Origin of the sequence: Afipia massiliensis (assembly GCF_014203115.1) — a bacterium.
Lineage (GTDB): Bacteria > Pseudomonadota > Alphaproteobacteria > Rhizobiales > Xanthobacteraceae > Afipia > Afipia massiliensis.
The window spans coordinates 717,501-738,759 of sequence record NZ_JACHIJ010000003.1; the positions used below are offsets into that span (position 1 = coordinate 717,501).

A 21,259-nucleotide genomic window follows, 5' to 3' on the forward strand; every position below is an offset into this window, starting at 1 on the left:
CGCCAAAGGTGCCTCGCAAGCACCTTGGCGCCTCCCGGCGCTCCATCGTCCCGCTCACGCGGGGAGTGGAGTTTTTTGCAAAGCTCGGACGCATTGATTTGCGCCGCGAGAGCGTTTTCGCCTGAGCGCGGGCAGAAAAATTTACTCCGGTCATCCCCGCGTAAGCGGGGATCCAGAATGTTGAAGTGCTGGATTCCCGCGTTCGCGGGAATGAGCGGAAGAAACGATTCAATTCAGATGAATTGCTATGTCGGAAACCGTCCGTCGTCGGTCGATGCGAGCGGTTTTTGCGTGATGGTCCAGGACAGCGGCCCGGGATGACTGTCCGACTGTGACGTCATCTCAAGCGACAGGCGCCGGTCGTGCGCGGTCATCAGGCCCTCGGCTAATCCGGTCAGCGCCCGCGTGCACATCGGGTGATAGTCCGGAACGCCTGCGATCAATCCCCATTGTTTCTGCGACACCGTGACCTTGCCGTTGGCGTGGCTCACATCGGCCTCGTCACCCTGCGACTGCAGCAGCGTGAGCAGAAACGCGCCAAAACCTGTCGGGCCGCTGTCGTGAGTTGCCGGAAAGCTCGCGGCGATGTCGGGATAGAACTGCATGCCGATCAGGCGTCCGGTCAGATGCAGCAGATGCCCTGCATCGTACGGGCCGAACAGATTGACGATCACCGGCAGCGCCGTGCGCACATACTCCATCGCGTAGTTGCGATAAGCCTTTTCAAGCCTTGCACGTGGCCAGGTGTCGCTCGCAAGTTTCGGCGCAGCCGCCGGATCGAACAACGGCGCTTCGAGATGCCGCGCGAACACCAGCCGCTCGTCGGGCGCAAGATCGCGATCGTATTCGTAGTAGAAACCCTCGAGGCCGTTCTGGCCATCGACGGTCTGCTTGGTACAGACGAAACCCATCCGCGGATTCTTGAACGAGACACCGTTGTGGGCGTGCCAGCCGCGCAGCATCGCCGCCGAGACTTCGCCGGGGATCGCGCAGATCGCGGTGCCGCGCCATGCCCAGCGCGGCGGCGGATAACGGATCCACGCCTTGCGGTCGGACTCGCGCATGTACTCGACGTTGACGCCGCCGATCTGGTTGCTGAGATAGTGATACTGCGCGGCCGCGACCGCGTGCGGCGCTTTGCTCAGGCCGAACTTTTCGATGCCGGCGAGAAAGCGCTCGTGGTGCTGACGGCGGAACACGCGGAACACGAATTCCGCGGCGTCCGCGCCGCTGCGCCGTGTCACCAGCGACATGATCAGGCCGGTGAAATAGGCGTGGTAGAGATCGGCGACCGCGTGCCAGGCTTTGAAATCGGTGTCGTCTGCGCGATCGCTCATCGTCATTCCTCGGTCAGGCCGGTGGCGGAACGGAAATCCGCACCGATTCCAGCTGCATCATCTTTTCATGAAAAGCATCGAGCTTTGGAAACGTCTTGCGCCAGCCGCAATCGGGAAACCGGAAGTCGAGATAGCCGAGCACGCAGACGATGCCGATCTGCACGATGTCCAGCGGGCGCGTCAGAACGTCAGGATGTGTCTCGAAACGCGCAAGACCGTCCCATGCGCGCTTGAACTGGTCGTCGGTCCATTCGGCCCAGCGGAATTGTTCTGGCCGCAGCATTTTCTCGTAGCGGCACAGCAGCAGCGCATCCAGCATGCCCTGAATGATGGAATGGTCGGTCTTGACCTGCCACTTCTTGATTCCCGAAGCGGGGATCAGCTTGCCGCCGGCGAGTTCGTCGAGATACTCGGCGATCACATAGGAATCCACGATCACATTGCCGTCGCCCAGGATCAGCGCCGGGATTTTCCGCAGCGGGCTGACCTTGCGCGCATAGTCCTCGTTCTCGGTGATCGGGGTCGCCTTGGTGGGAACGAACTCGATCTTGTCGATCAGGCCAAGCTCGATCGCCGCGATGCGGACCTTGCGTGCGAACGGCGACGCCGGTGAGTAGGCAAGCTTCATGGGGTGTTCCTGAATGGACGGCATGAATGGCAGGCTCCGGCGCGATGGCCGGAGCCTTCAATGCAATGACCTTACGCCGCGACGATTTCCTGACGCTGCGCGCCGAGACCATCGATGCCGAGGGTGACGACGTCGCCGGCGTTGAGGAATTTCTGCGGCTTCATGCCCATGCCGACGCCGGGTGGCGTGCCGGTGGTGATGATGTCGCCGGGATGCAGCGTCATCAATCCGGAGACATAGGAGATGATCTTCGGGACGTTGAAGATCATGGTCGCGGTCGAGCCGGTCTGGCAGCGCGTGCCGTTGACGTCGAGCCACATGCCGAGCTTATGCACGTCCGGAATTTCATCGGCGGTGACGAGCCATGGGCCGACCGGTCCGAAGGTGTCGTGCGACTTGCCCTTGGTCCACTGTCCGCCGCGCTCGATCTGGAAGTTGCGCTCCGAGACGTCGTTGCAGACTGCATAGCCCGCGACGTGCTTCAGCGCGTCGGCCTCAGAGACGTACTTGGCCTTGGTGCCGATGATGATGGCAAGTTCGACTTCCCAGTCCAGCTTGGTCGAGTCACGCGGCTTCTCGACGGCGTCGTTCGGCCCGCACAGGCTGGTGTTGGCTTTCAGGAAAACGATCGGCTCCGACGGGATCGCCATGCCGGCTTCGGCAGCGTGATCGGCATAGTTCAGCCCGATGGCGACGAACTTGGTGATGCTGCCGACCGGCGCGCCGAGGCGGGGATTGCCGTCGACCAGCGGCAGGGAGGCCGGATCGACGGCGGCAATCTTGGCCAGACCTGCAGGCGATAGCGCCTCGCCGTTGATGTCCTTGACCAGGGCCGACAGATCGCGAATGCGGCCCGAGCGGTCGAGTAATCCGGGCTTCTCCTGACCCATGGCGCCATAACGAACCAGTTTCATAGTCAGTTCCTTTTCGTTCTTGTCCGATGTTTCATTCGTCGGATGTTTCTTGCGACAGGGCGCGGCGAAATTCAACCTTCAGTGTCCTGAATCCGAAGTTTGCTTCATATTGCAGCGCGCTCATTTCAGGCGTGGTTGCGGTCCGCGATCAGTTTAAAGGCATCCCCGTCGCGCACCAGATGGCCGGGATCGTAATGACCGCCGAATACCAGCGTCGGCGTGTCCGCGAAGCGCGAAAACAGCATTTTGCGCGCCTCGATGGACTGGACGGGATCGGAATCTGCCGTCGATGACCAGTCGAGGTGAGCCATCTGGCAGGGATGATGCGCCACGTCGCCGGTCAGCAGCGCCTGCTGGCCGTCGGACTTGATGAGAACGCTCATATGGCCCGGGCTGTGTCCGGGCGTTGCAATCAGGGACACCTCGTCGCCGATGCGATGATCGCTGCCGATGAGATCGGCTCGCCCGGCATCGACGATCGGCTGAACCGAATCTTCGAATACCGCCTTGTGTTCGCCAGCAGGACTGTGCGCAGCCCAATGGTCATATTCGGTCTTGCCGAACAGATAGCGGGCATTGGCAAAAGTCGGCACCCATTTGCCGTCTTTGAGCTTCGTATTCCAGCCGACGTGATCGACGTGAAGATGGGTGCAGAAAACGGTATCGATGGTGTCGGCGGGATAACCTGCTGCGGCGAGGTCATCGAGAAACGGCTTGTCCAGTCCATTCCACGCCGGCACGGACCGGTTGGCCTTGCCGTTGCCGATGCAGGTATCGACAATGATTTTGTGGCTCGGCGTTTCCACGATCCACGACTGGACGTTGAGCTTGAGGCGGCCTTCGGCGTTGGCGTAATTCGGCACCAGCCATGGCAGCTTCTGAGCTTCCTCCGGTGTCGCCTGCGGGAGAATGAATCGCGTGCCGCCTGTGGCTCCGATTTCCACGATGTTGGTGATTTTGACGCGGCCCATAGTCCATTGCATCAAGCCAGCTCCCGATTGTTCTTAGCTCACCCTCGGGCTGAGCCCGAGGGTCCATTTTGCGGGATCGCTCTGTGCGCTTACATCGTGCCGGGAAAAGCGCCGCCGTCCATCAGCAGGTTCTGTCCGGTGATGAAGCCAGACTTGGCGCCGCACAGGAACGCGCAGGCGAGGCCGAATTCTTCCGGATCGCCGAAGCGTCCTGCCGGGTTCGCCTTCATGCGCTGCTTGAGCACTTCGTCCGGCGAGATGCCCTGCGCCTTCGCGGCCGCTTCAAGCATCGGTCCGCGAACGCGGTCGGTATCGAAAGGACCCGGCAGCAGGCCGTTGATGGTGACGTTGGCGATCACGGTCTTGCGCGACAGGCCGGCGACGAAGCCGGTCAGGCCGCTGCGTGCGCCGTTCGACAATCCCAGAATATCGATCGGCGCCTTCACCGCGGCGGACGTGATGTTGACGATGCGGCCGAACTTGCGCGCCATCATCCCGTCGACCGTCGCCTTGATCAGTTCGATCGGCGTCAGCATGTTGGCGTCGATGGCCTTGATCCAGTCGTCACGCGTCCAGTTGCGGAAATCGCCGGGCGGCGGACCGCCGGCGTTGTTGATCAGAATATCCGGATCGGGGCAGGCCTTCAGCGCGGCTTCGCGTCCCTCCGGCGTGGTGATGTCGCCGACGACTTCCGTCACCGTCACCTTGGGGCTGGCCTTGCGGATGTCCGCGGCGGTTTTGGCGAGCGCTTCCGCGCCGCGCGCCGTGATCGTGACATGGACGCCTTCATTGGCCAGCGCGATGGCGCAGGCGCGGCCCAAACCCTTGCTCGCTGCGCAAACAATCGCGCGCCGTCCTGAAATTCCGAGATCCACTGGTCCACTCCCTTTTGTTGCGTTTATTGTCCGTTCAAGCCCAATCATCGGACCTTTAAAGTGCAGGATAGCGTCTTGCCTTATCCGGGCACGGTGCGCAATCAGTGAACGCGCATCTCTGCCTTGATCATGTCGGCGGCCTTCTCGCCGATCATAATGGTCGGTGCGTTGGTATTGCCGCCGATCACCTCAGGCATGATCGACGCGTCCGCGATGCGCAGGCCCTCGATGCCGTACACCTTGAGCGTCGGGTCGACGACGGCCATCGGGTCGTTGACGCCCATCTTGCAGGTGCCGACCGGGTGATAGACCGTGTCGGTCCGCGCGCGTAGAGCCGCGCGGATGTCGTCATCAGAGTGCACATCGGCGGTAAACGGGTCCGAGGTCTGGATCGCCTTCAGCGCGGGCGCATCGAGCAGGCGCTTCGTCGTCCTGAAACCGGCGACCATCGCTTCGAGGTCGTCCGGATCGCCGAAGAAATTCGGATCGATGGCAGGCGGCTGCATCGGATCGGCGCTGTGCAGCCACACACTGCCGCGGCTTTTCGGCCGCAGCAGGCAGACGTGACACGAGAAGCCGCTGCCGAAAAACGGTGTGCGGCCGTGGTTGTTCACCACCGCCATGCAGAAGTGCAACTGGATGTCCGGAAGTGCGAGATCGGGCCGGGTTTTGAGAAACCCGCCGCACTCGGCGATGTTCGATGTCATCGGACCTCGACGTTCTTTTCGATAACGGAAGATCGATTTGATGATCCGCTTGATGCCTTGAAACGTCAGTCCGGTGAAGTTCGGATTGTCGGAGCGGAATCCGAACACGAAATCCGGATGGTCGTGCAGGTTCTTGCCGACGCCGGGCAGGTGATGGACCGAGGCGATGCCGTGTTTGGCGAGCTCGGATTGATCGCCGATGCCGGACAGCATCAGCAACTGCGGTGTCTGAAACGCTCCGAGACCAAGGATGGTTTCGCGGCGAGCGCGGACTTGCTTTGTGTCCTTGCCCTGCCGGTACTCGACGCCGACCGCGCGCTTGCCTTCGAACAGGATGCGCGTGGCATGGGCACCGGTGATCACATGCAGGTTCTTGCGCGTTTCCATGAAAGGATGGATGTAGCCGCGCGCGGCGCTCCAGCGTTCGCCGTTTTTCTGCGTGACCTGATAGACGCCGAGGCCTTCCTGCTCCTCGCCGTTGAAGTCCTCGTTGATCCGGAACTGCGCCTCGCGCGCGGCTTGGAGATAAATCTCCTGAACCGGGTTATCGGTTTGTAGTTTGGTGACGCTGAGCGGACCGCCCTTGCCGTGATAGAAGCCGTCGAGTTCGCTGTTGTCTTCGGACCGCTTGAAGTAGGGCAACACGTCCGCATAGGACCAGCCGGTGTTGCCTAATGAGGCCCAGCGATCGTAATCCGCCTTGTGGCCACGGATGTAGCACATCGCGTTGATGGACGACGATCCGCCAAGGCCCTTGCCACGCGGCTGATAGCCGATGCGGCCGTTGAGGCCGGGCTGCGGCACTGTCTCGAACGACCAGTTGTTGACCGGACCCGACACCATCAGGATCAGCGCGCCGGGCGTAGTGACGACCCAGTTGTCATCCTTGCCGCCGGCTTCCAGCAGCGCGACCGAAACGTTGGGATCTTCCGATAGGCGGCTTGCGACGGCGCAGCCGCCGGAACCCGCGCCTACAACCACGTAATCGAACGTGTCCGCCATTATTGTCCCCCCAGACAGCATTATTACGCCGGCATTGATGCCGGTCGTATTGATCCCGAAAAGATCTACGACATGAAACGCAGCAACTTGATCAGGCGCGCGATCTTGCCGCCATAGGGCGGGTAAAGATCGGCCAGCCGGTTGAACGGCGAGCGATAGAACACGGGCTTCATCTTGCTCAGGCCGCGGAAGCCCCATTCGCCGTGATAGGCGCCGATGCCGGATGCGCCGACGCCACCCATCGGCTGGTTGGCCTGCACGAAGTGAAACAGGCAATCGTTCACGGTGACGCCGCCGGAGACCGTGCGCGCCAGAACCTGATCGCGCGCGGCATCGTCCTTGCCGAACCAGTACAGCGCCAGCGGACGATCGTGGGCGTTGATATGGTCAATCGCCGCGTCGGTGGTGTCGCAGGCGAACACCGGCAGGATCGGCCCGAAGATTTCCTCCTGCATCACTTTCATGTCGGTGGTTGCGCCATTGACGAAGGTTGGCGGAAACTTGCGTTTCGCTTTCCATGCCGGATCGTCCGGCTTCGCCGCCTGTACGATCTTCGCGCCGCGCGCGGCGGCATCCTGCACCAGGCTTTCCAGCCGGGCGTAGTGCTTGTCCGAGACGATCGAGGTGTAATCCTTGTTGTCGGGACTGGGGCCGAACATGCGCGCGACCGCGCTGTTCGCCTTGCCAACAAACTCGTCCATGTTGTTGCGCGCGATCAGGACATAATCCGGCGCGATGCAGGTCTGGCCCGCATTCATCAGCTTGCCGTAGACGATGCGCTCGGCGGCCTCGGCAATGTCGGCGGAGCGGTCGATGATCGCCGGCGACTTGCCGCCGAGTTCAAGCGTCACCGGCGTCAGGTTGCGGCCCGCGGCTTCCGCCACCAGCCGCCCGACGCGGGTCGAGCCGGTGAAGATCAGGTGATCGAACGGCAGCGCCGCGAACCGTTCGGAAATATCGCCGTCGATGCCGGTCACCATCAGCTCGATGTCGTCAAATTTGTCCGCGATCAGTTTTTGCAACAGCGCGGAAAAATGCGGCACCAGTTCGCTCGGCTTGATCATGACGCGGTTGCCGGCGGCGATTGCGGCGATGGCGGGCGCAAGCGTGAGCTGCAGCGGATAATTCCACGGCGCGATGATGCCGACCACGCCGAGCGGCTGCGGCAGCAGTTTGTTCTTCGCCGGGAAGTACTGCAGTTCGGTCGCGACGTGTTTCGGCGCCATCCAGCGGCTGAGATTTTTGGTCGCGTGCTTGATCTCGGCGAGCAGGAACAACGTCTCTGCGATCAGGGTCTCGGTCGAGGAGCGATTGCCGAAATCGGCGGAGATCACTTCGGCGAACCGGGTTTCATTCTCCACCACGAGCGCGCGCAGCCGGGCGAGCCGGTCGCGGCATTCCACAAGGGTAGGGGAAGCGGCGCGCGACAGTGCTACAGCGCGGCGGAAAACGTCCTCGATGCCGCCTGCGGCGGGATTTCGTAACGCCTGGTTCATCGGTTTTCTCGGGTTTCCTCGCGGCCGGCATTTTTGCGCGCCGGACCTTGTTTTGCTCTGTTCCGAGGCTGGTCTTTCGCGGTTCTGTTGGCAAGCCTGCTTGCATGCGCCCGGAGGCCAAACTCTCCGGAATTGGGGCGGGAATTGCCGTCATAAAATCGTGAAAAAGATCGCCCGCAGGCCTTTCCAAAGCGGGATGGCGTTGGTACATACCCGGTGCGCCACGGGCGATTGCCCTGGTAGCCTTCTCTCGCCTCCGGACGGGTTAGGACGACGCCTTTGGCGTTGAACTGTCGTCTGTCTGCCTTTGAAGGTGTGCACCGGTTTATCGCGGGGTGGAGCAGCCCGGTAGCTCGTCAGGCTCATAACCTGAAGGTCACAGGTTCAAATCCTGTCCCCGCAACCAAGATCGGTCTTTCAAAAGACAACTAAGACAAGGGGTTAGCTGAAAAGCTAACCCCTTCTTCTTTGCCCCAAACACTCCAAAAACCGCTAACACATCGCTAGCACACAATTCGACCGGTTCCCTCCGCCCTGCTATAATGGGTTTCAGGAGGCGAAAAGTGGCGAGCCACGAGCTTTTAGGAGGTCTGATCCAGGTTTATCGGCGCGGAACGGGCCGGTACTGGCAGTGCTCGGCCTCAATCGACGGCAAGCAATTTCGCAGCACGACAGGCGAGCAGGATCTGGAGCCCGCCAAGCAATTCGCCGAGGACTGGTATCTGGGATTGCGCGGCAAGGCCCGCGCCGGACTCCTGAAAACAGAAAAGACGTTCGACCAGGTCGCCGACCAATTCGAAAAAGAATACGAGATCATCACCGAAGGACAGCGCAGCGCGCGTTGGACGCAAGGTCACAAAGATCGCCTGCGCCTGCACCTACGTCCGTTCTTCGGAAAGCTTGGCATCTCCGAAATTACTCCCGGCAAGGTTCAGGAGTATCGCGTTCACCGCGCCTCGCAACTGACAAGGCACGGCAAGCCTCCGAGCCGCAGCACACTCCACGACGAGATCGTGACGCTGCGCCTCGTTCTCAAGACGGCGGTTCGGCACAACTGGATGGCATTTCTGCCCGACCTTTCTCCGCCCTATAAGACACAGGGAAAGATCGTTCACCGTCCCTGGTTCAGCCCCGACGAATACAAGCAGCTCTATACGGCTACGCGCGAATACGCGAAGACGGCGCGGCATCAAGACAAATGGAGGGCCGAACAGGTCCACGATTTCGTGCTGTTCATGGCAAATACCGGCCTTCGCCCCGATGAGGCCAGGAACTTGCAGCATCGCGACGTGACTATCGTCATCGATAGAGACACCAACCAACGCATTCTCAATATAGACGTGCGCGGCAAGCGGGGCGTCGGCTTTTGCAAAAGCATGCCCGGAGCGGTGCAGCCCTATCAGCGCCTTCTCAAGCGCGCAAAGGCCGATTCGGACATCTGGCTCAAAGACGCTCCGAACGATCGTCCGGTGACGGAACCAAGCTATCCCGGGCCGACCGATCCGCTCTTTCCGAGCAATCACATCAAAATGTTCAACGGCGTGCTACGCCGGACGAAGCTGAAGCTTGACCGTGAAGGCAACAAGCGCACCGCTTACAGCTTACGTCACACCTACATCTGCATGAGGCTCATGGAAGGCGCAGACATTTATGCGGTGGCGAAGAATTGCCGCACCAGCGTCGAGATGATCCAGAAATTCTACGCGGCGCATATCAAGGATCTGCTGGATACATCCGACCTCAATGTGACGCGCCCCAAACGGACCAAGAAGCCTTCCGCCCAGCCCTCAGAAAAACGCCCGCATTGAGCCGGCGGACAACGAAACCGTCCTGACCGACAACGAAGACGCCTGCCGTCTCGTCAAGCGCGCCGCCTGCCGGTGCGCCCGCGGGCCTTGCGCCCATAGCGGCAATCGCGAACGCGATCTCTTGAGGTCAGGACATCCCGCCGGTGTCCGCCTGTTGGTCATTTTGCATCATCATCTTCGCGCCTCCCGCCATAAAAAGCGGTCTCTCATTTTGCCTCTGCTGTGCGCCGGTGCGCGCACGCTTCAAGGGTAAACCCTCGGCTTTCCGGCTAGCCGGGCCGCTTCGCTTTGCAAGCGAAGTTCCGCATCCGCTCGTTCACCGCCGCCTTCACTCGGCATCGAGACCGCCAATCACGGCGGATCGCATGAGCGAAAGGCGATGCAATGTCCACCCAATCAACCGTACCCAGCCGGAAGGATGTCTATTCCGAGATCACGTCACAGCTTGTCGCTGCGATCGAAGCGAATCCCGGCGCACCTCAACTGCCCTGGCGCAAATCATCCGGCGCTCTCTTCATGCCAGTCAACGCGCTGACGAAGAACACCTATAACGGCATCAACATCGTGAGTCTGTGGGGCGCCGCCGAATTGAAGGGCTTCAGCTCGCCCGTCTGGGCCACTTACAAACAATGGTCGGAGCTTGGCGCCCAGGTCCGGGCCGGCGAGAAATCCAGCCCTGTCATCTTCTACAAGGAATTCGACGCCGAGCCCAATCCTGACGACGCGGAGGACGATGGAAAGCGCCGGGTCGCACGCGCGTCGCGGCTGTTCAATGCCGCGCAGGTCGATGGTTACGCCGACGATCCCGCACCCGAGCCTCTTGGCCCCATCGCGCGCATCGCAGGCGCCGACGCCTTCGTGAGCGCAACGGGCGCACGCATTGAGCACGGCGGCGACCGGGCCTTCTATCGGCCTCAGGCCGATCATATCCAGATGCCTTCGGAGGATACGTTCTGCGGCACCGAGTCGCTTTCCCGCAGCGAAGGCTACTATGCCACGCTCGTCCACGAGCTGACGCACTGGACCGGCGCGAAACACAGGCTCGATCGTGCATTCGGTAAACGCTTCGGCGATCAGGCCTACGCCGCCGAGGAGCTGGTCGCTGAAATCGGCGCGGCGTTCCTGTGCGCGGAGCTTCAGATCACGCAGGACGTGCGCCCCGATCACGCTCAGTATCTCGCGCAGTGGCTGAAATTGATGAAGGGCGATGCCCGTGCGGTCTTCACCGCCGCCGCTAAGGCGTCCGAGGCCGCTTCCTACCTGAAGCGGCTCGGAGCCGAAGCGAGGGCCGCCGCGTGACGCCGTCAGCGCGGCCGGAAGTCCGGCCGCGCGAGGGCGATCCGGATGTTGTGCAGATTGTAATGGGCAATCCGCAGTTCGTGCGAGCCTTCCCTTAGTGCCGGAAGGCTCGCCGCGATCTCGCGCAGCAGGATCTGCAGCTCGACTTTCGTGGCGCGCAGCAATTCGCTTTGTGAAATAACTCTCATGATTTCCTCCTTTGTTTCCGGCCACGGACATCGCGGCCTTCTTGCGACGGGAGGAGCGCCGCAGGCGGCTGGCCGCATCGCCTTGCGACCGCAACGAAGAGGAGGAGCGCGGTTACGCGCTTGCGGCCGTAGAGCCGCCGAGGTGCTTAAGTCGGCAAGATCAAAGGACGTGATTTTTCTGTCGGCCGGTGGAGGAAAGCGTGGGAGGTGCTTTCACGGCGAATTGCCTAAAGCAGCGCCACTTGCTGCAGGTAGCTGCCGTCATAACGGCAATCAAAATTTTCTACTGGGGATTGCTCGTTTCAATTTGCGCGTCCGGCTTCGCCGGGCCGGGCCATACTCGCGCCCACGGCGCTCCCCGAACCCTTGCAGGTTCCGGCCCAAGGTGACTGTCCCTCGCGCGTGCCGTTTACGCGAAGCGCTCAGATCGCTCTGAAATTTGCTTCTTGCGAATTCTGAATTTTACCAGCCGTCCACTGCGCCGCGTCCGTTGCTCAGAGCTCCTTTCGTTTCCGGTTTCCGCGCTCGCGCGGACCCTCCCGAAACGAAGAGGAGCTTGGGACTCGGCTTGGTCCGGCTGATCCAAATTTATCCGGTGCAATTACGCACCCAATAACATGGAGAAAAACAACCATGAAACTTCAGTACATCGAACTCTCGCAGCTTAAAATCTCGCCGCTCAACGTGCGAAAGCGCGGCGCGGAGAATGATCTGGGCGAGCTGATCGCCAGCATCCGCAGCCTTGGCGTCATCCAGCCGCTTCTCATACGTCCCGATAGCGATGGCTATGAAGTCATCGCAGGACAACGCCGTTTTCTCGCCTGCCAGGCGCTGCAGGCGGAAAATCATGAAGCCATTCAGGTGCCGTGCGCCTTGATGGAGAATGGCGACGATGCGGTTGCGATTGAGGCATCGCTTGCCGAGAACGTCGCGCGCCTTCCGATGGATGAAATCGACCAATATGAGGCATTCTCAGCGCTCACTGAGCAAGGCCGCAGCATCTCGGACATCGCGGGCCAGTTCGGCGTGACGGAGCTTCTTGTCAAACGCCGCCTTGCGATCGCGGCGCTGATACCGCCGGTCCTCAAGGCCTACCGGGACGGGTCGATACAGCCGGAAACGATTCAGCAGCTTACGATGGCGACCCCCAGGCAGCAGAAGGCGTGGTTCAAGCTGTTCCGTGACCCGGAGGAGCACGCTCCGACCGGACGCCGCCTCAAGGCATGGCTCTTCGGCGCGGAGATACCGGTGTCGTCGGCGATATTCCCGCCCGAGCGGTACACCGGAAACATCGTTTCAGACCTATTCGGTGACGAACGGTATTTCGACGACGCGGAGAAATTCTGGAAGCTGCAGATGGAGGCGATCATCCACCGGCAGGCCGCGTTTCTGGAGGAAGGATGGCGCAATGTCGTCATCCTGGAAGTCGGCGCGCATTTCTACCAGTACGACAAGGTGAAGTGCGGCAAGGCCAAGGGGGGCGTCGTCTACATCTCCTGCGCCGCCAACGGCGAAATCGGCTTCCACGAAGGGTGGATCGATGCGAAGGAAGCCGCCCGGCGCGAGAAGGAAAAGGCCAGGGCCGCCACGAGCGCGGAAAGCGGCGGAACGGAAGACAAGCCTGCCGCAAAGCCTGAATTGACCAGCGCCGCCATGCGCTATGTCGATCTTCACCGCCAGAACGCCGTCCGGGTCGAGCTCCCGAAATCACCGCAGATAGCCCTTCGGCTGCTTGTGGCGAGCGTCATCAGCAGGGACGGCCTCTGGGAGGCGCAACCGGAGAACCAGAATGCCCACCGGCACGAGGCAATCGCGGCCTCCGTGGCTGGCAGCCCGGCAACGGCGGCGTTTGACGCCGAACGCGATGCCTTACGGGCATTGCTGGGCCTATCGGCGGAGGGTTATCTCGTGGCGCAGGAGCGCGGCACGGTGAGCGCCCCCGTACTCCTCGCCCGCCTTCTCGCGATGACTGACGGGGAAGCGCTGCGCGTCCTGACGTTCCTTATGGCAGAAGCCCTGCCTGCGGGGAGCGCGATCGTCGAGGTTCTTGGTCACCTTCTCGCCGTCGACATGGACCAGTGGTGGTCACCGGATGAAACCTTCTTCGCGCTGCTGCGCGATAAAGAGGCGATCAATGCCATGCTCGCGGAAGTGGCGGGCAAGCAGACCGCCAGCATCCACCTGAGGGAAACGGCGAAGGTGCAGAAGGACGCGATCAGGCACAGCCTTGCCGGCACCGGGGGCCGCAGCAAGGTGGAGGGGTGGAAGCCCCGTTACTTCCGCTTCCCGCTGCAATGTTACGCCAAGCGCAAAGGGCTGCCTCACGTAACCCGCTGGAACGCGGTCAGGAAGCACTTTGAACCGAAGCACTAACGGATACGCCGGGCAGCGCGGAAAGGTGTTGCCCGGCTTTTTTTAACTTCACCAGCACGTCTTGTATTCGGACATCCTAGTCATCCAGACGTTCATGTGTAGTTTGCGCGCAGCCGGTTTTGAAAATGCCGCAGTCAGCGGAATGAACATGGATTGCAGCGCCGATGTCAGGATATAGTTGCTCATGGCTTCGCAACGCATTGATGATCTGCAACGATTTTATTCAGCTATTGGCCGTCTGGAAGAGCGTCTGGGAGGCGCTCGCACTCTGGCGAACTGTTCCGGGAGACAGCGCTGGCCGCAGCGCGGCGTATATTTTTTCATGGAAGACGGAGAATCCCGCTCCGAGTCAGGCACGGGGCAGCGCATCGTCAGGGTCGGAACGCACGCCCTGAAAGCCGAGTCTGGCACGAGGCTTTGGTCGCGCTTATCGCAGCACCGGGGGCAGCTGCGAAGCGGCGGCGGGAATCACAGGGGCTCGATTTTTCGGCTGATTGTAGGAACGGCGCTCATCGCCCGGCACGGGTACGAGTACCCCACCTGGGGCAATGGAAACACGGCGAACTCCGATATCCGCCTCGGCGAGACAGAACTTGAGCGCGAGGTGAGCCGAGTGATTGGAGCCATGCCGTTTGTGTGGCTTGCGATTGACGATGAGCCCGGAGCTGACAGCCTGCGCGGCTATATCGAGCGGAATTCGATTGCGTTGCTTAGTGATTTCAACAAGCGGTCTCTCGACCCGCCATCGAAGGATTGGCTCGGCCATCGCTGCAACCGGGAGCGGGTGCGGAAATCCGGTCTGTGGAATTCAAATCACGTCGACGAGCTTTACAACGCGGATTTCCTGAACCGTCTTGAAGAGCGGGTTGAAGCTGCGGAGCGAACCGCATGATCGTGGTCATTCAATGCGCGGCCAGGAAACACGATGATGCAGGATTTTTGAGAACAGGCGACGGCAGGCCGGTTTTGTTCGTCGCGCAGCCTGGCGAAGCGCCCCCGGACGGCGATTTCATCTACGCGCGGCCTGATGACCTCGTAGACAGCGTTTCATCATGGCGGGATGTGTTGCTTGAATATAATCGCAGGGGCGGCAATCCCTTAAAGCTGCGGCCTGCTTTCGAGCTTTACATGAACGACAGCTACCGCCGCCTTGCCGAGCGCTTCGGCCTTGAGAATACCTTCATTCTTTCTGCCGGATGGGGGCTTATCAATGCCGCGTTCCTTACCCCTTATTACGACATCACCTTCAGCGCTGCGGCGGACTCCTTCAAGCGCAGGAGGAAGACAGAACCATATCGAGATTTCTGCATGTTGCCGGACGATAGCGGCGGCCCGGTCGTATTCTTCGGAGGCAAAGATTATTTGCCGCTGTTTTGTGAACTGACGCGATCCGTCGGCCTGAAAAGACTCGTCTTTTACAATTCGTCGCAGCCGCCGCAAGCCCCCGGCTGTTCGGTTGTCAGGTTTCCGACGACCACCCGGACGAACTGGCACTATGAATGCGTAGACGCATTTCTCAAGGGCGAAGCTGGACGAGAAATTGGTGAGCTGCTTCATCCCTAGCAAGCGTTGATCGATCGTTGCGCGCGGCACGCCTCGGGATCTCATCTGACAAGCTAAATTAGCATCGTCGATAGCAGGCTTATCCGGAAAGCATATTCACACCCTCGTATGTAACTTTTGCGGAGGATCATCGCGTTCTTTGCAACCCCCGGAAGTGTTATGGCAAACTGAAGATAGGGATTAGCGGAGGATACAAGGTGTGCGCGGACCGCCGCGCTCACCTTGAGGGGGGCTCAGATGCCGCCCCCCGTTGCACCCCTGGCTCAAGTCGACCGTTCGCTGTTTCGTCAGCTTTGAACTGACGGCGAATGATCGACGCGGGACTATTCTATCCCGCACCCTGCGACCAAGGCTGAGGCGGCCTTGGATACGCCTCTCGGCTGGCGGAAGCCGTGTCCATCTTCCCGCCAACCGGCAAAGGGCGATCGCGCCCCTTGCAACCACGACCAGGGCTCACGGCCACCCTGGACCCGCCTCGCGGCATGCGGTGCTGTTATGCATGCCTGCGGGCGAAGGGCTTTCGCGCCCCTCGCGACCACGGCCAGGCAATGGGCCTGGAAGACGCCAAACCACGGGAGGGGCGGTGGCGGAAAGCGGCAGTGAAACAAGGCAACGCTCCGAGCGGTACACCGTCCGCTTCACGCCGCTTGAGCACGCGCTGGTATGCGCGAAGGCTCATGCAGCAGGCGTTCCGATCGCCACCTTCCTGCGCTGCACCGCCTTGAGCTTTCCGCTTCCGCGCGCCGTCCGCCGCCCGACCTCCAGTCACGAGGATGTCGCGCTGCTGCTGGGCCGCATCGGCCAGCTCGCCATGGCATTCAGGAGCGCAGCGGCGCTTGCGGACGCGCAAGCGTTCGAGACAGCCTTGCGGGATCTGTCCGAACTGCGGCTCCTGTGCTTCACCGCCCTGGGACGGAAACCGTGAGCATATTGCGGAACGCTAATATGCGCGGGCGGCGGCCATGATTATCTCCGGTATCCAGACCGGCAACACGAGGTGGCTCGCGCGCCATCTGCAAAACACCGTCGATAATGAGCAGATCGAACTGGCCGAAGTGAGCGGCACGGTCGCGACCGATATTGACGGCGCTCTCGCCGAAATGGACGCGCTCTGCGCCGGAACGTGTGCCAAGGAAGGCGTGTATGCCGCCTTCATCAACCCGCCACAGCCCCTCACCCGGGAGCAGTTCATGCGGGCGATTGCGGTGATCGAAGAGCGCCTTGGCCTCGCGGGGCAGCCGCGCGTCGTGCTGTTTCACGTCAAGAAAGGCCGTCATCACTGCCATGTCGTGTGGTCGCGCATCGACACCCTGCGCATGAAAGCCATTCATCTCTCCCACGACCGGCAGAAGCTGCGCAAATGCGCGCAGCTGCTGGCAGCGGAGTTTGGCCTCACGCTACCCGACGGCCTCAAGAATGATCGCGGCGCGGAGCGGTTCACGGACCCCGAGCGGGCGAAGCGTCCAACCCGCGCCGAGAAGGCCCAGGCGAAACATTCGGGCATCAGCCCAGAGGAGCGCAGGGCGGCGATCACCGAAGCCTGGCGCAGCTCCGATAGCGCGGAGAGCTTCCGGAATAGCCTTGAAGAATTGGGCTATCTGCTCGCAAAAGGCGATAGCCGCGCCTTTGTCGTGGTCGACCTCGCAGGCGACGTTTACAGTCTCGCCCGTCAGATCGACGGCGTGAAAACCAAAGACGTTGTGAAGAAGCTGGAAGGGATCAGCCTCTCGCTGCTACCCAGCGCTGAGAAAGCCAAAATACTGATGCTGCAACGCGCAGCCGCCGTGCAGGATGCCGCCTGCGAAAGATTGAGCAAGGATTTGGCAGCCGAGGCGGCGCGCAAGAAGCTTCTCGCCGCGCAGCGTACAAGGAAGTTGCAACTCGACCTCCACTGGCAGGCGATGAAAATCCGCCACATGCACGAGCGCAAGGTGCTCCTCGCCCATTTTATGGCGGAGCGCCAACGTCTTCTTGCGCGGCGCAAGTGGCAGGCCGTGGGGCTTGCGATCTATCTCAAGAAGATCGCGTTTCTTCGCGGGCTCCTGCGTTACCAGGAAATTCGCCAGAGGAAGCACAGACGCACCATCGAAGAATATCATCAGCAGCTTGAGACTTCCGTGCGCAGGCGGCACGGCAACGAAACTGCGGAATTCCAGCGACGCTATGAGGCGCTGCGCCGCCTGGACCGGCTTGAACACAAATCCTTGCGGCAAGGGCATCTCAATCCGATCATCCGGAGCAGCTGGCTTGGCCACGATGGCGGCGACCATGATGGCGAGCTGGCGCGCGCCGTAACAGTGGGCCGCGCCCGGCGGCAATCGGGTAGCGGCTTCGATCAGTACGCGGAAATCGTGCGCATAAAGGCGCGCCGGAAATCGCCTGAGAATATCGCCAGATATCAGAAAACGCTGGCTTACATGCGTGAGAACGGCATCGAGATCACCGACGATCCTGCCTCGAAATGGCTGCCGCTGCAACGCGAGCGGGTTCAGACAGTCACGCCGCTTGCGGAGTTGTTCAAGACGAACAGCGGCGAGATCACGCGGCCCTTCGGTCATCCTTCCCGTCAGGGACCGCAAGGCGTGCGGCCCACAGCTCCCACGGTATAATGCTTTACGCCGCGCAAATAACCCAACGCTCGAATTGCGCCGAGCGCCGCTGGATTCTATCCCGCCCCAGCAATCGCCCGGCGCAGCGTTCCGACATGAACGCCGAGCCGCGCGGCGACGCGCTCGCGCGTCTGCCTGCCTGAATCGATCAGGGTTTTCGCGCGGCGAATCTGGGTTGCTGAAAGCTTGCGCGGTCTGCCGATGGCCGCGCCGCGGGCTCTGGCCGCGCGCATTCCCGCAATCGTGCGCTCGCGGATCAGCTCGCGCTCGAACTCCGCGAGCGCGGCGAGGATGTTGAAGATCATGCGGCCCTCAGGGCGGGTCGTGTCGATCATCGCGCCGTGACCGGCAAGAACTTTGAGGCCGACGCCGCGACCGTTCAAACCTTCGATGAGTCCGATGAGATCGAGGAGGCTGCGCCCGAGGCGGTCGAGTTTCCACACGACCAGCACGTCGCCCGCGCCGCATGATGCGATTGCCTCGGTAAGACCCTTGCGGCGGGCGGTAGCGCCGGACGCTTTGTCCCGGAATATCTTTCCGCAGCCCGCTTCGCGCAGGGCGGTCAGTTGCAGATCGAGGTTTTGTTCTTCGGTGGAAACGCGCGCGTAGCCGATGTTTGCTGTCATGGCGGCTACTCATCCTTACGCAGAAATACGGACGTTCCGCAGCTTCTGGCGCTGCGCGTTATGGTTCCTTTTCGGAGAGGATCGAGCGGAAGGTCGGCACAAGCTTTGGTCAAGTAATTTTCATAGTATAAACAAGTAAATACAAAGGGATATTCACGCTTTAACTGAATATAAAATAAGATTACTATAGACTGAACGAAAAGGAAGGTTTTTGTGCGGTCGATATTATGTTTATTCGCGACATTTGTTTTTTTCCAATTGGCTTCTCCTGCTTTCGCAGTCACTGACATCGCGCCTGCTGCAGATAAAAAAGCGGCAGACCGCGTTCAGTTCGAGACAGATCAAAAGGCGGGCGTTGTCCGCATCGTCATCGACGGCAGGGAGATCGCGCGCATCGATGCGACCGGCCTCTATGTCCATGGCGACGTCGCATACACCGGCACTATCGCCGACGGGTTGCCGCTCCGCGTGAGCACTGAGGGCGGCGATGCAAAGTAGGATGAAACTGCTGAATGCCGTTGCGTTTGTGGCGTTTCAGTTTGCATTTGCTTCGCCAGCGTCAGCGCTGGAAGCCCAGCCCGGCGACGCTTGCCCTGTTGTGGGCAGATACACCTTTTCCGGTGGCCCGGAGCTCTCCGGGGTCACACATCAGATGGTTTGTAATGCCAGTAACATCTGGAGCAGCATCCTCGACAATGACGCGGCAGGCAATGCGGCGCTGGCACACGCCGTCTCTCTCACGGGCGATATTTCACCTTCGCAGATCACCACGAACCAGAACGATTACAGCCCGGCGGGACTGTCTACAGCTTCGGTGCTTCGGGTGAACAGCGACGCTTCGCGCAACGTCACCAGCCTTGCGGGCGGGGCGGACGGGCGCATAGTCACCATTATGAATGTCGGCAGCTTCCCCATCGTGCTCAAGAACGACGACGGCGCGACCGGAACGGCGGCGAACCGCTTCGCTCTCACCGGCGATCTTACGCTCGCGGCGAAGCAATCGGCGATGCTGATGTATGATTCAACCGCGTCACGTTGGCGGCAGATCGCCAACGGCACGGCGAGCGGGGGAACTACGGCAGCGGCAGGATCGGACCGCCAGATTCAATTCAACAATGCGGGTGTGCTCGGCGGCGTGCCGAATTTTGAATTCAATACCGATGGCCACCTGGATTACTGGGAGAACCTGACGACGACGGCGGGCGGTTCCTACGCTCATGCGAGGTTCCATGCCGATGTCGCGCCCACGGCGGCGCAGACTTCAGGCCGCACGACCAGAGGATTGCAGGGCGCGATCTGGGTTTCCGCGGGCAATACCAATCAGGTGCGAAAAGTTATCGGCAGCGATGGATTCGCGCAAAACCTCGGCACCGGCGCAATTGAAAGCATAATGGGTGTGCAGGGTTATACGTATAACAACGGCAACGCCGCGATTACGAATATGTTCGGCAGCTATACGGGTGTGGAATCCACTACCGGAACTGTCACCAGTATGCTCGGCACGGACATTGACACTCTGGTCAGCGGCGGCACGGTCAGCAATGTTTATGGCCTGCTGGTGAACAATCAAATAACCGGCGGTGCGGTCACAAACCGCTACGGCATCTACATGAACCCGCCCACAGGTTCGGCCACCAACGACTGGGGCATATACCAAGACGGCACGCAATCCAACCGGTTCAACGGCAACATCGGCATCGGCAAGAATCCGGGAGCAGGGCTCGATGTTGGTACCAGCGTCGCGTTCTCCGGCGACATCAGCCCTGCGCAGATCACCGCGAACCAGAATGATTACAACCCGCCGGGCCTGTCGACCGCTTCGGTGCTTCGGATGAGCAGCGACGCTTCGCGCACGATCACCGGGCTTGCGGGCGGTGTGGATGGGCGGGTGCTGACCATCCTCAATGTCGGAACTAACCCGATTGTTTTGTCCAACCAGGACGCGTCTTCCACGACCGCCAATCGCTTCGCCTTCGGAATAAATGTAACCCTCGCCGCAGATCAGACTGCCGCAGTCATCTACGATGCCACATCGCAGCGATGGAGGGCTGCGGGTCTCCCTTTTGATACGGGAACCTGCGGCGACAGCACAAGCGGGTTCTTTGTTCTGACGCAAGATTCCTGGAACGGCGATCTTGTTACGGCGGCAGGCGGCGGCATGTCAGGGCTTGATGCGGGCAATGCGCTTTGTCTCGGCGATCTCACCACTTATGACTGGCAATGCAAATCCGTCGCACAGAACCGGGGCTTGCTGAATTCCACTCATGTAAAGGCTTTCCTGTGCGACAGCGCCGGGTGCAATGATGCGACCGCAAGCACGGTTTATTATTATGCGCGCTCAAACGATCCAAACAGCGGAGGCAATAGGTTCAAAACTGACGCATCCGGCAGAGGGCCGCAGGAGGCCAGTTATTGGGATAATAATTACAACATGAATGACACGAGAAATCTTTGGTCAGGCCGAAATGGCGGAACCATGTTGGCGTGGCCAGATACTCCAAATGCCACTTGCGCCAACTGGACAAGTTCGTCGGCGGGACTCAACGGTCGTACGGGGAACACAAACAATTATGAAACGAAGAGATGGTCTAACGGGAGCCCCACTTGCAACAATGCAAACAGGCTTGTCTGCTTTGTGAATCCGTAAGCCGTGGCGCAGTACATGCTTCGAGCAGTAAATCTCTAAACAGACAGGCACGTGGAGGAATATGTGAGGTCAGCAAAGGAAAGTGCGTTTGAGGCGGGATTCGCAGAAGGTCACGGATCATCAGCGGTCGCGCAGACAACTGCGCAATCCGTATCGCCTTCCCGCCACGTAACGCCCATCGCCCGTCCTGACAGGAGCGCAGGGATTCCACAGCCG

Annotated in this window: 20 protein-coding genes and 1 tRNA gene (1 of these 21 running past the window's edge); 11 read left to right on the forward strand and 10 right to left on the reverse strand. The window is 60.8% G+C overall.

Annotated features, from left to right (window positions below; genetic code table 11):
* A protein-coding gene (locus HNQ36_RS13085) for a hypothetical protein (protein ID WP_184085671.1) crosses the window boundary here: on the forward strand, positions 1-125 show its 3' portion. Its footprint begins 94 nt before the window's first position; only the last 125 of its 219 coding nucleotides appear in the window; the start codon falls outside the window, past its left edge; it ends in the stop codon at positions 123-125.
* 120 nt (positions 126-245) lie between these two features.
* Here HNQ36_RS13085 and HNQ36_RS13090 read toward each other — a convergent pair whose 3' ends face one another.
* From HNQ36_RS13090 to HNQ36_RS13120, 7 genes are all read right to left on the reverse strand, one after another.
* Entirely contained in the window at positions 246-1,337 is a 1,092-nt protein-coding gene (locus tag HNQ36_RS13090; RefSeq protein WP_184085673.1) for a hypothetical protein, read from the reverse strand.
* Positions 1,338-1,350: 13 nt separating this feature from the next.
* Positions 1,351-1,965, reverse strand: a complete 615-nt coding sequence (locus HNQ36_RS13095) for a glutathione S-transferase (RefSeq protein WP_184085675.1) — start codon at positions 1,963-1,965, stop codon at positions 1,351-1,353.
* A gap of 71 nt (positions 1,966-2,036) precedes the next feature.
* The gene (locus HNQ36_RS13100) at positions 2,037-2,879 is read right to left on the reverse strand and encodes a fumarylacetoacetate hydrolase family protein (protein ID WP_184085677.1); all 843 of its coding nucleotides are present in this window, start codon (positions 2,877-2,879) and stop codon (positions 2,037-2,039) included.
* 125 nt (positions 2,880-3,004) lie between these two features.
* Positions 3,005-3,862, reverse strand: coding sequence for an MBL fold metallo-hydrolase (locus HNQ36_RS13105; RefSeq protein WP_184085679.1), 858 nt, complete (start codon positions 3,860-3,862; stop codon positions 3,005-3,007).
* 77 nt (positions 3,863-3,939) lie between these two features.
* Positions 3,940-4,725 carry an SDR family oxidoreductase gene (locus tag HNQ36_RS13110; protein ID WP_046828786.1) on the reverse strand — a complete coding sequence of 262 codons (786 nt, stop codon included), beginning with the start codon at positions 4,723-4,725 and terminating at the stop codon, positions 3,940-3,942.
* Positions 4,726-4,826: 101 nt separating this feature from the next.
* The gene (locus HNQ36_RS13115) at positions 4,827-6,434 is read right to left on the reverse strand and encodes a GMC family oxidoreductase (protein WP_184085680.1); all 1,608 of its coding nucleotides are present in this window, start codon (positions 6,432-6,434) and stop codon (positions 4,827-4,829) included.
* Positions 6,435-6,499: 65 nt separating this feature from the next.
* A complete protein-coding gene (locus HNQ36_RS13120) occupies positions 6,500-7,930 on the reverse strand; it encodes a coniferyl aldehyde dehydrogenase (RefSeq protein WP_184085682.1) in 1,431 nt (476 codons plus the stop codon).
* A gap of 329 nt (positions 7,931-8,259) precedes the next feature.
* On the opposite strand from HNQ36_RS13120, the gene HNQ36_RS13125 reads away from it, so the two are divergent.
* The 3 genes from HNQ36_RS13125 (at position 8,260) to HNQ36_RS13135 (ending at position 11,037) form a co-directional block, all read left to right on the forward strand.
* A tRNA-Met gene (locus tag HNQ36_RS13125) sits at positions 8,260-8,336 on the forward strand.
* A gap of 322 nt (positions 8,337-8,658) precedes the next feature.
* Positions 8,659-9,738, forward strand: coding sequence for a tyrosine-type recombinase/integrase (locus HNQ36_RS13130; protein ID WP_246395362.1), 1,080 nt, complete (start codon positions 8,659-8,661; stop codon positions 9,736-9,738).
* Positions 9,739-10,122: 384 nt separating this feature from the next.
* Entirely contained in the window at positions 10,123-11,037 is a 915-nt protein-coding gene (locus HNQ36_RS13135) for an ArdC family protein (RefSeq protein ID WP_184085686.1), read from the forward strand.
* Between the two features lie 5 nt (positions 11,038-11,042).
* Here the strand turns inward: HNQ36_RS13135 and HNQ36_RS13140 are convergent, their stop codons facing one another.
* A complete protein-coding gene (locus tag HNQ36_RS13140; protein ID WP_184085688.1) occupies positions 11,043-11,225 on the reverse strand; it encodes a hypothetical protein in 183 nt (60 codons plus the stop codon).
* Positions 11,226-11,858: 633 nt separating this feature from the next.
* Here HNQ36_RS13140 and HNQ36_RS13145 point away from each other — a divergent pair.
* Positions 11,859-13,598, forward strand: coding sequence for a ParB/RepB/Spo0J family partition protein (locus HNQ36_RS13145; RefSeq protein WP_184085690.1), 1,740 nt, complete (start codon positions 11,859-11,861; stop codon positions 13,596-13,598).
* A 48-nt stretch (positions 13,599-13,646) separates the two neighbouring features.
* On the opposite strand, the gene HNQ36_RS13150 is transcribed toward HNQ36_RS13145, so the two are convergent.
* Positions 13,647-13,784 (reverse strand): hypothetical protein, encoded by a 138-nt coding sequence (locus HNQ36_RS13150; protein WP_184085692.1) that lies wholly within the window; start codon positions 13,782-13,784, stop codon positions 13,647-13,649.
* Here HNQ36_RS13150 and HNQ36_RS13155 point away from each other — a divergent pair.
* The 4 genes from HNQ36_RS13155 (at position 13,783) to HNQ36_RS13170 (ending at position 17,770) form a co-directional block, all read left to right on the forward strand.
* On the forward strand, positions 13,783-14,490 hold the full coding sequence (locus HNQ36_RS13155) for a GIY-YIG domain-containing protein (protein WP_184085694.1): 708 nt from the start codon (positions 13,783-13,785) through the stop codon (positions 14,488-14,490). The genes HNQ36_RS13150 and HNQ36_RS13155 overlap by 2 nt on opposite strands.
* Complete coding sequence (locus HNQ36_RS13160; RefSeq protein ID WP_184085696.1) at positions 14,487-15,161, forward strand: hypothetical protein; 675 nt, start codon at positions 14,487-14,489, stop codon at positions 15,159-15,161. The genes HNQ36_RS13155 and HNQ36_RS13160 overlap by 4 nt, the downstream gene beginning before the upstream one ends.
* Positions 15,162-15,744: 583 nt before the next feature.
* Complete coding sequence (locus HNQ36_RS13165) at positions 15,745-16,086, forward strand: plasmid mobilization protein (RefSeq protein WP_184085698.1); 342 nt, start codon at positions 15,745-15,747, stop codon at positions 16,084-16,086.
* 37 nt (positions 16,087-16,123) lie between these two features.
* Positions 16,124-17,770, forward strand: coding sequence for a relaxase/mobilization nuclease domain-containing protein (locus HNQ36_RS13170; RefSeq protein WP_184085700.1), 1,647 nt, complete (start codon positions 16,124-16,126; stop codon positions 17,768-17,770).
* Between the two features lie 56 nt (positions 17,771-17,826).
* Here HNQ36_RS13170 and HNQ36_RS13175 read toward each other — a convergent pair whose 3' ends face one another.
* Complete coding sequence (locus HNQ36_RS13175; RefSeq protein WP_184085702.1) at positions 17,827-18,396, reverse strand: recombinase family protein; 570 nt, start codon at positions 18,394-18,396, stop codon at positions 17,827-17,829.
* A gap of 258 nt (positions 18,397-18,654) precedes the next feature.
* Between HNQ36_RS13175 and HNQ36_RS13180 the strand changes: the two genes are divergently transcribed.
* On the forward strand, positions 18,655-18,894 hold the full coding sequence (locus HNQ36_RS13180) for a hypothetical protein (RefSeq protein WP_184085704.1): 240 nt from the start codon (positions 18,655-18,657) through the stop codon (positions 18,892-18,894).
* A gap of 1 nt (position 18,895) precedes the next feature.
* Positions 18,896-21,043, forward strand: a complete 2,148-nt coding sequence (locus HNQ36_RS13185; protein ID WP_184085706.1) for a hypothetical protein — start codon at positions 18,896-18,898, stop codon at positions 21,041-21,043.
* Positions 21,044-21,259: the final 216 nt, after the last annotated feature.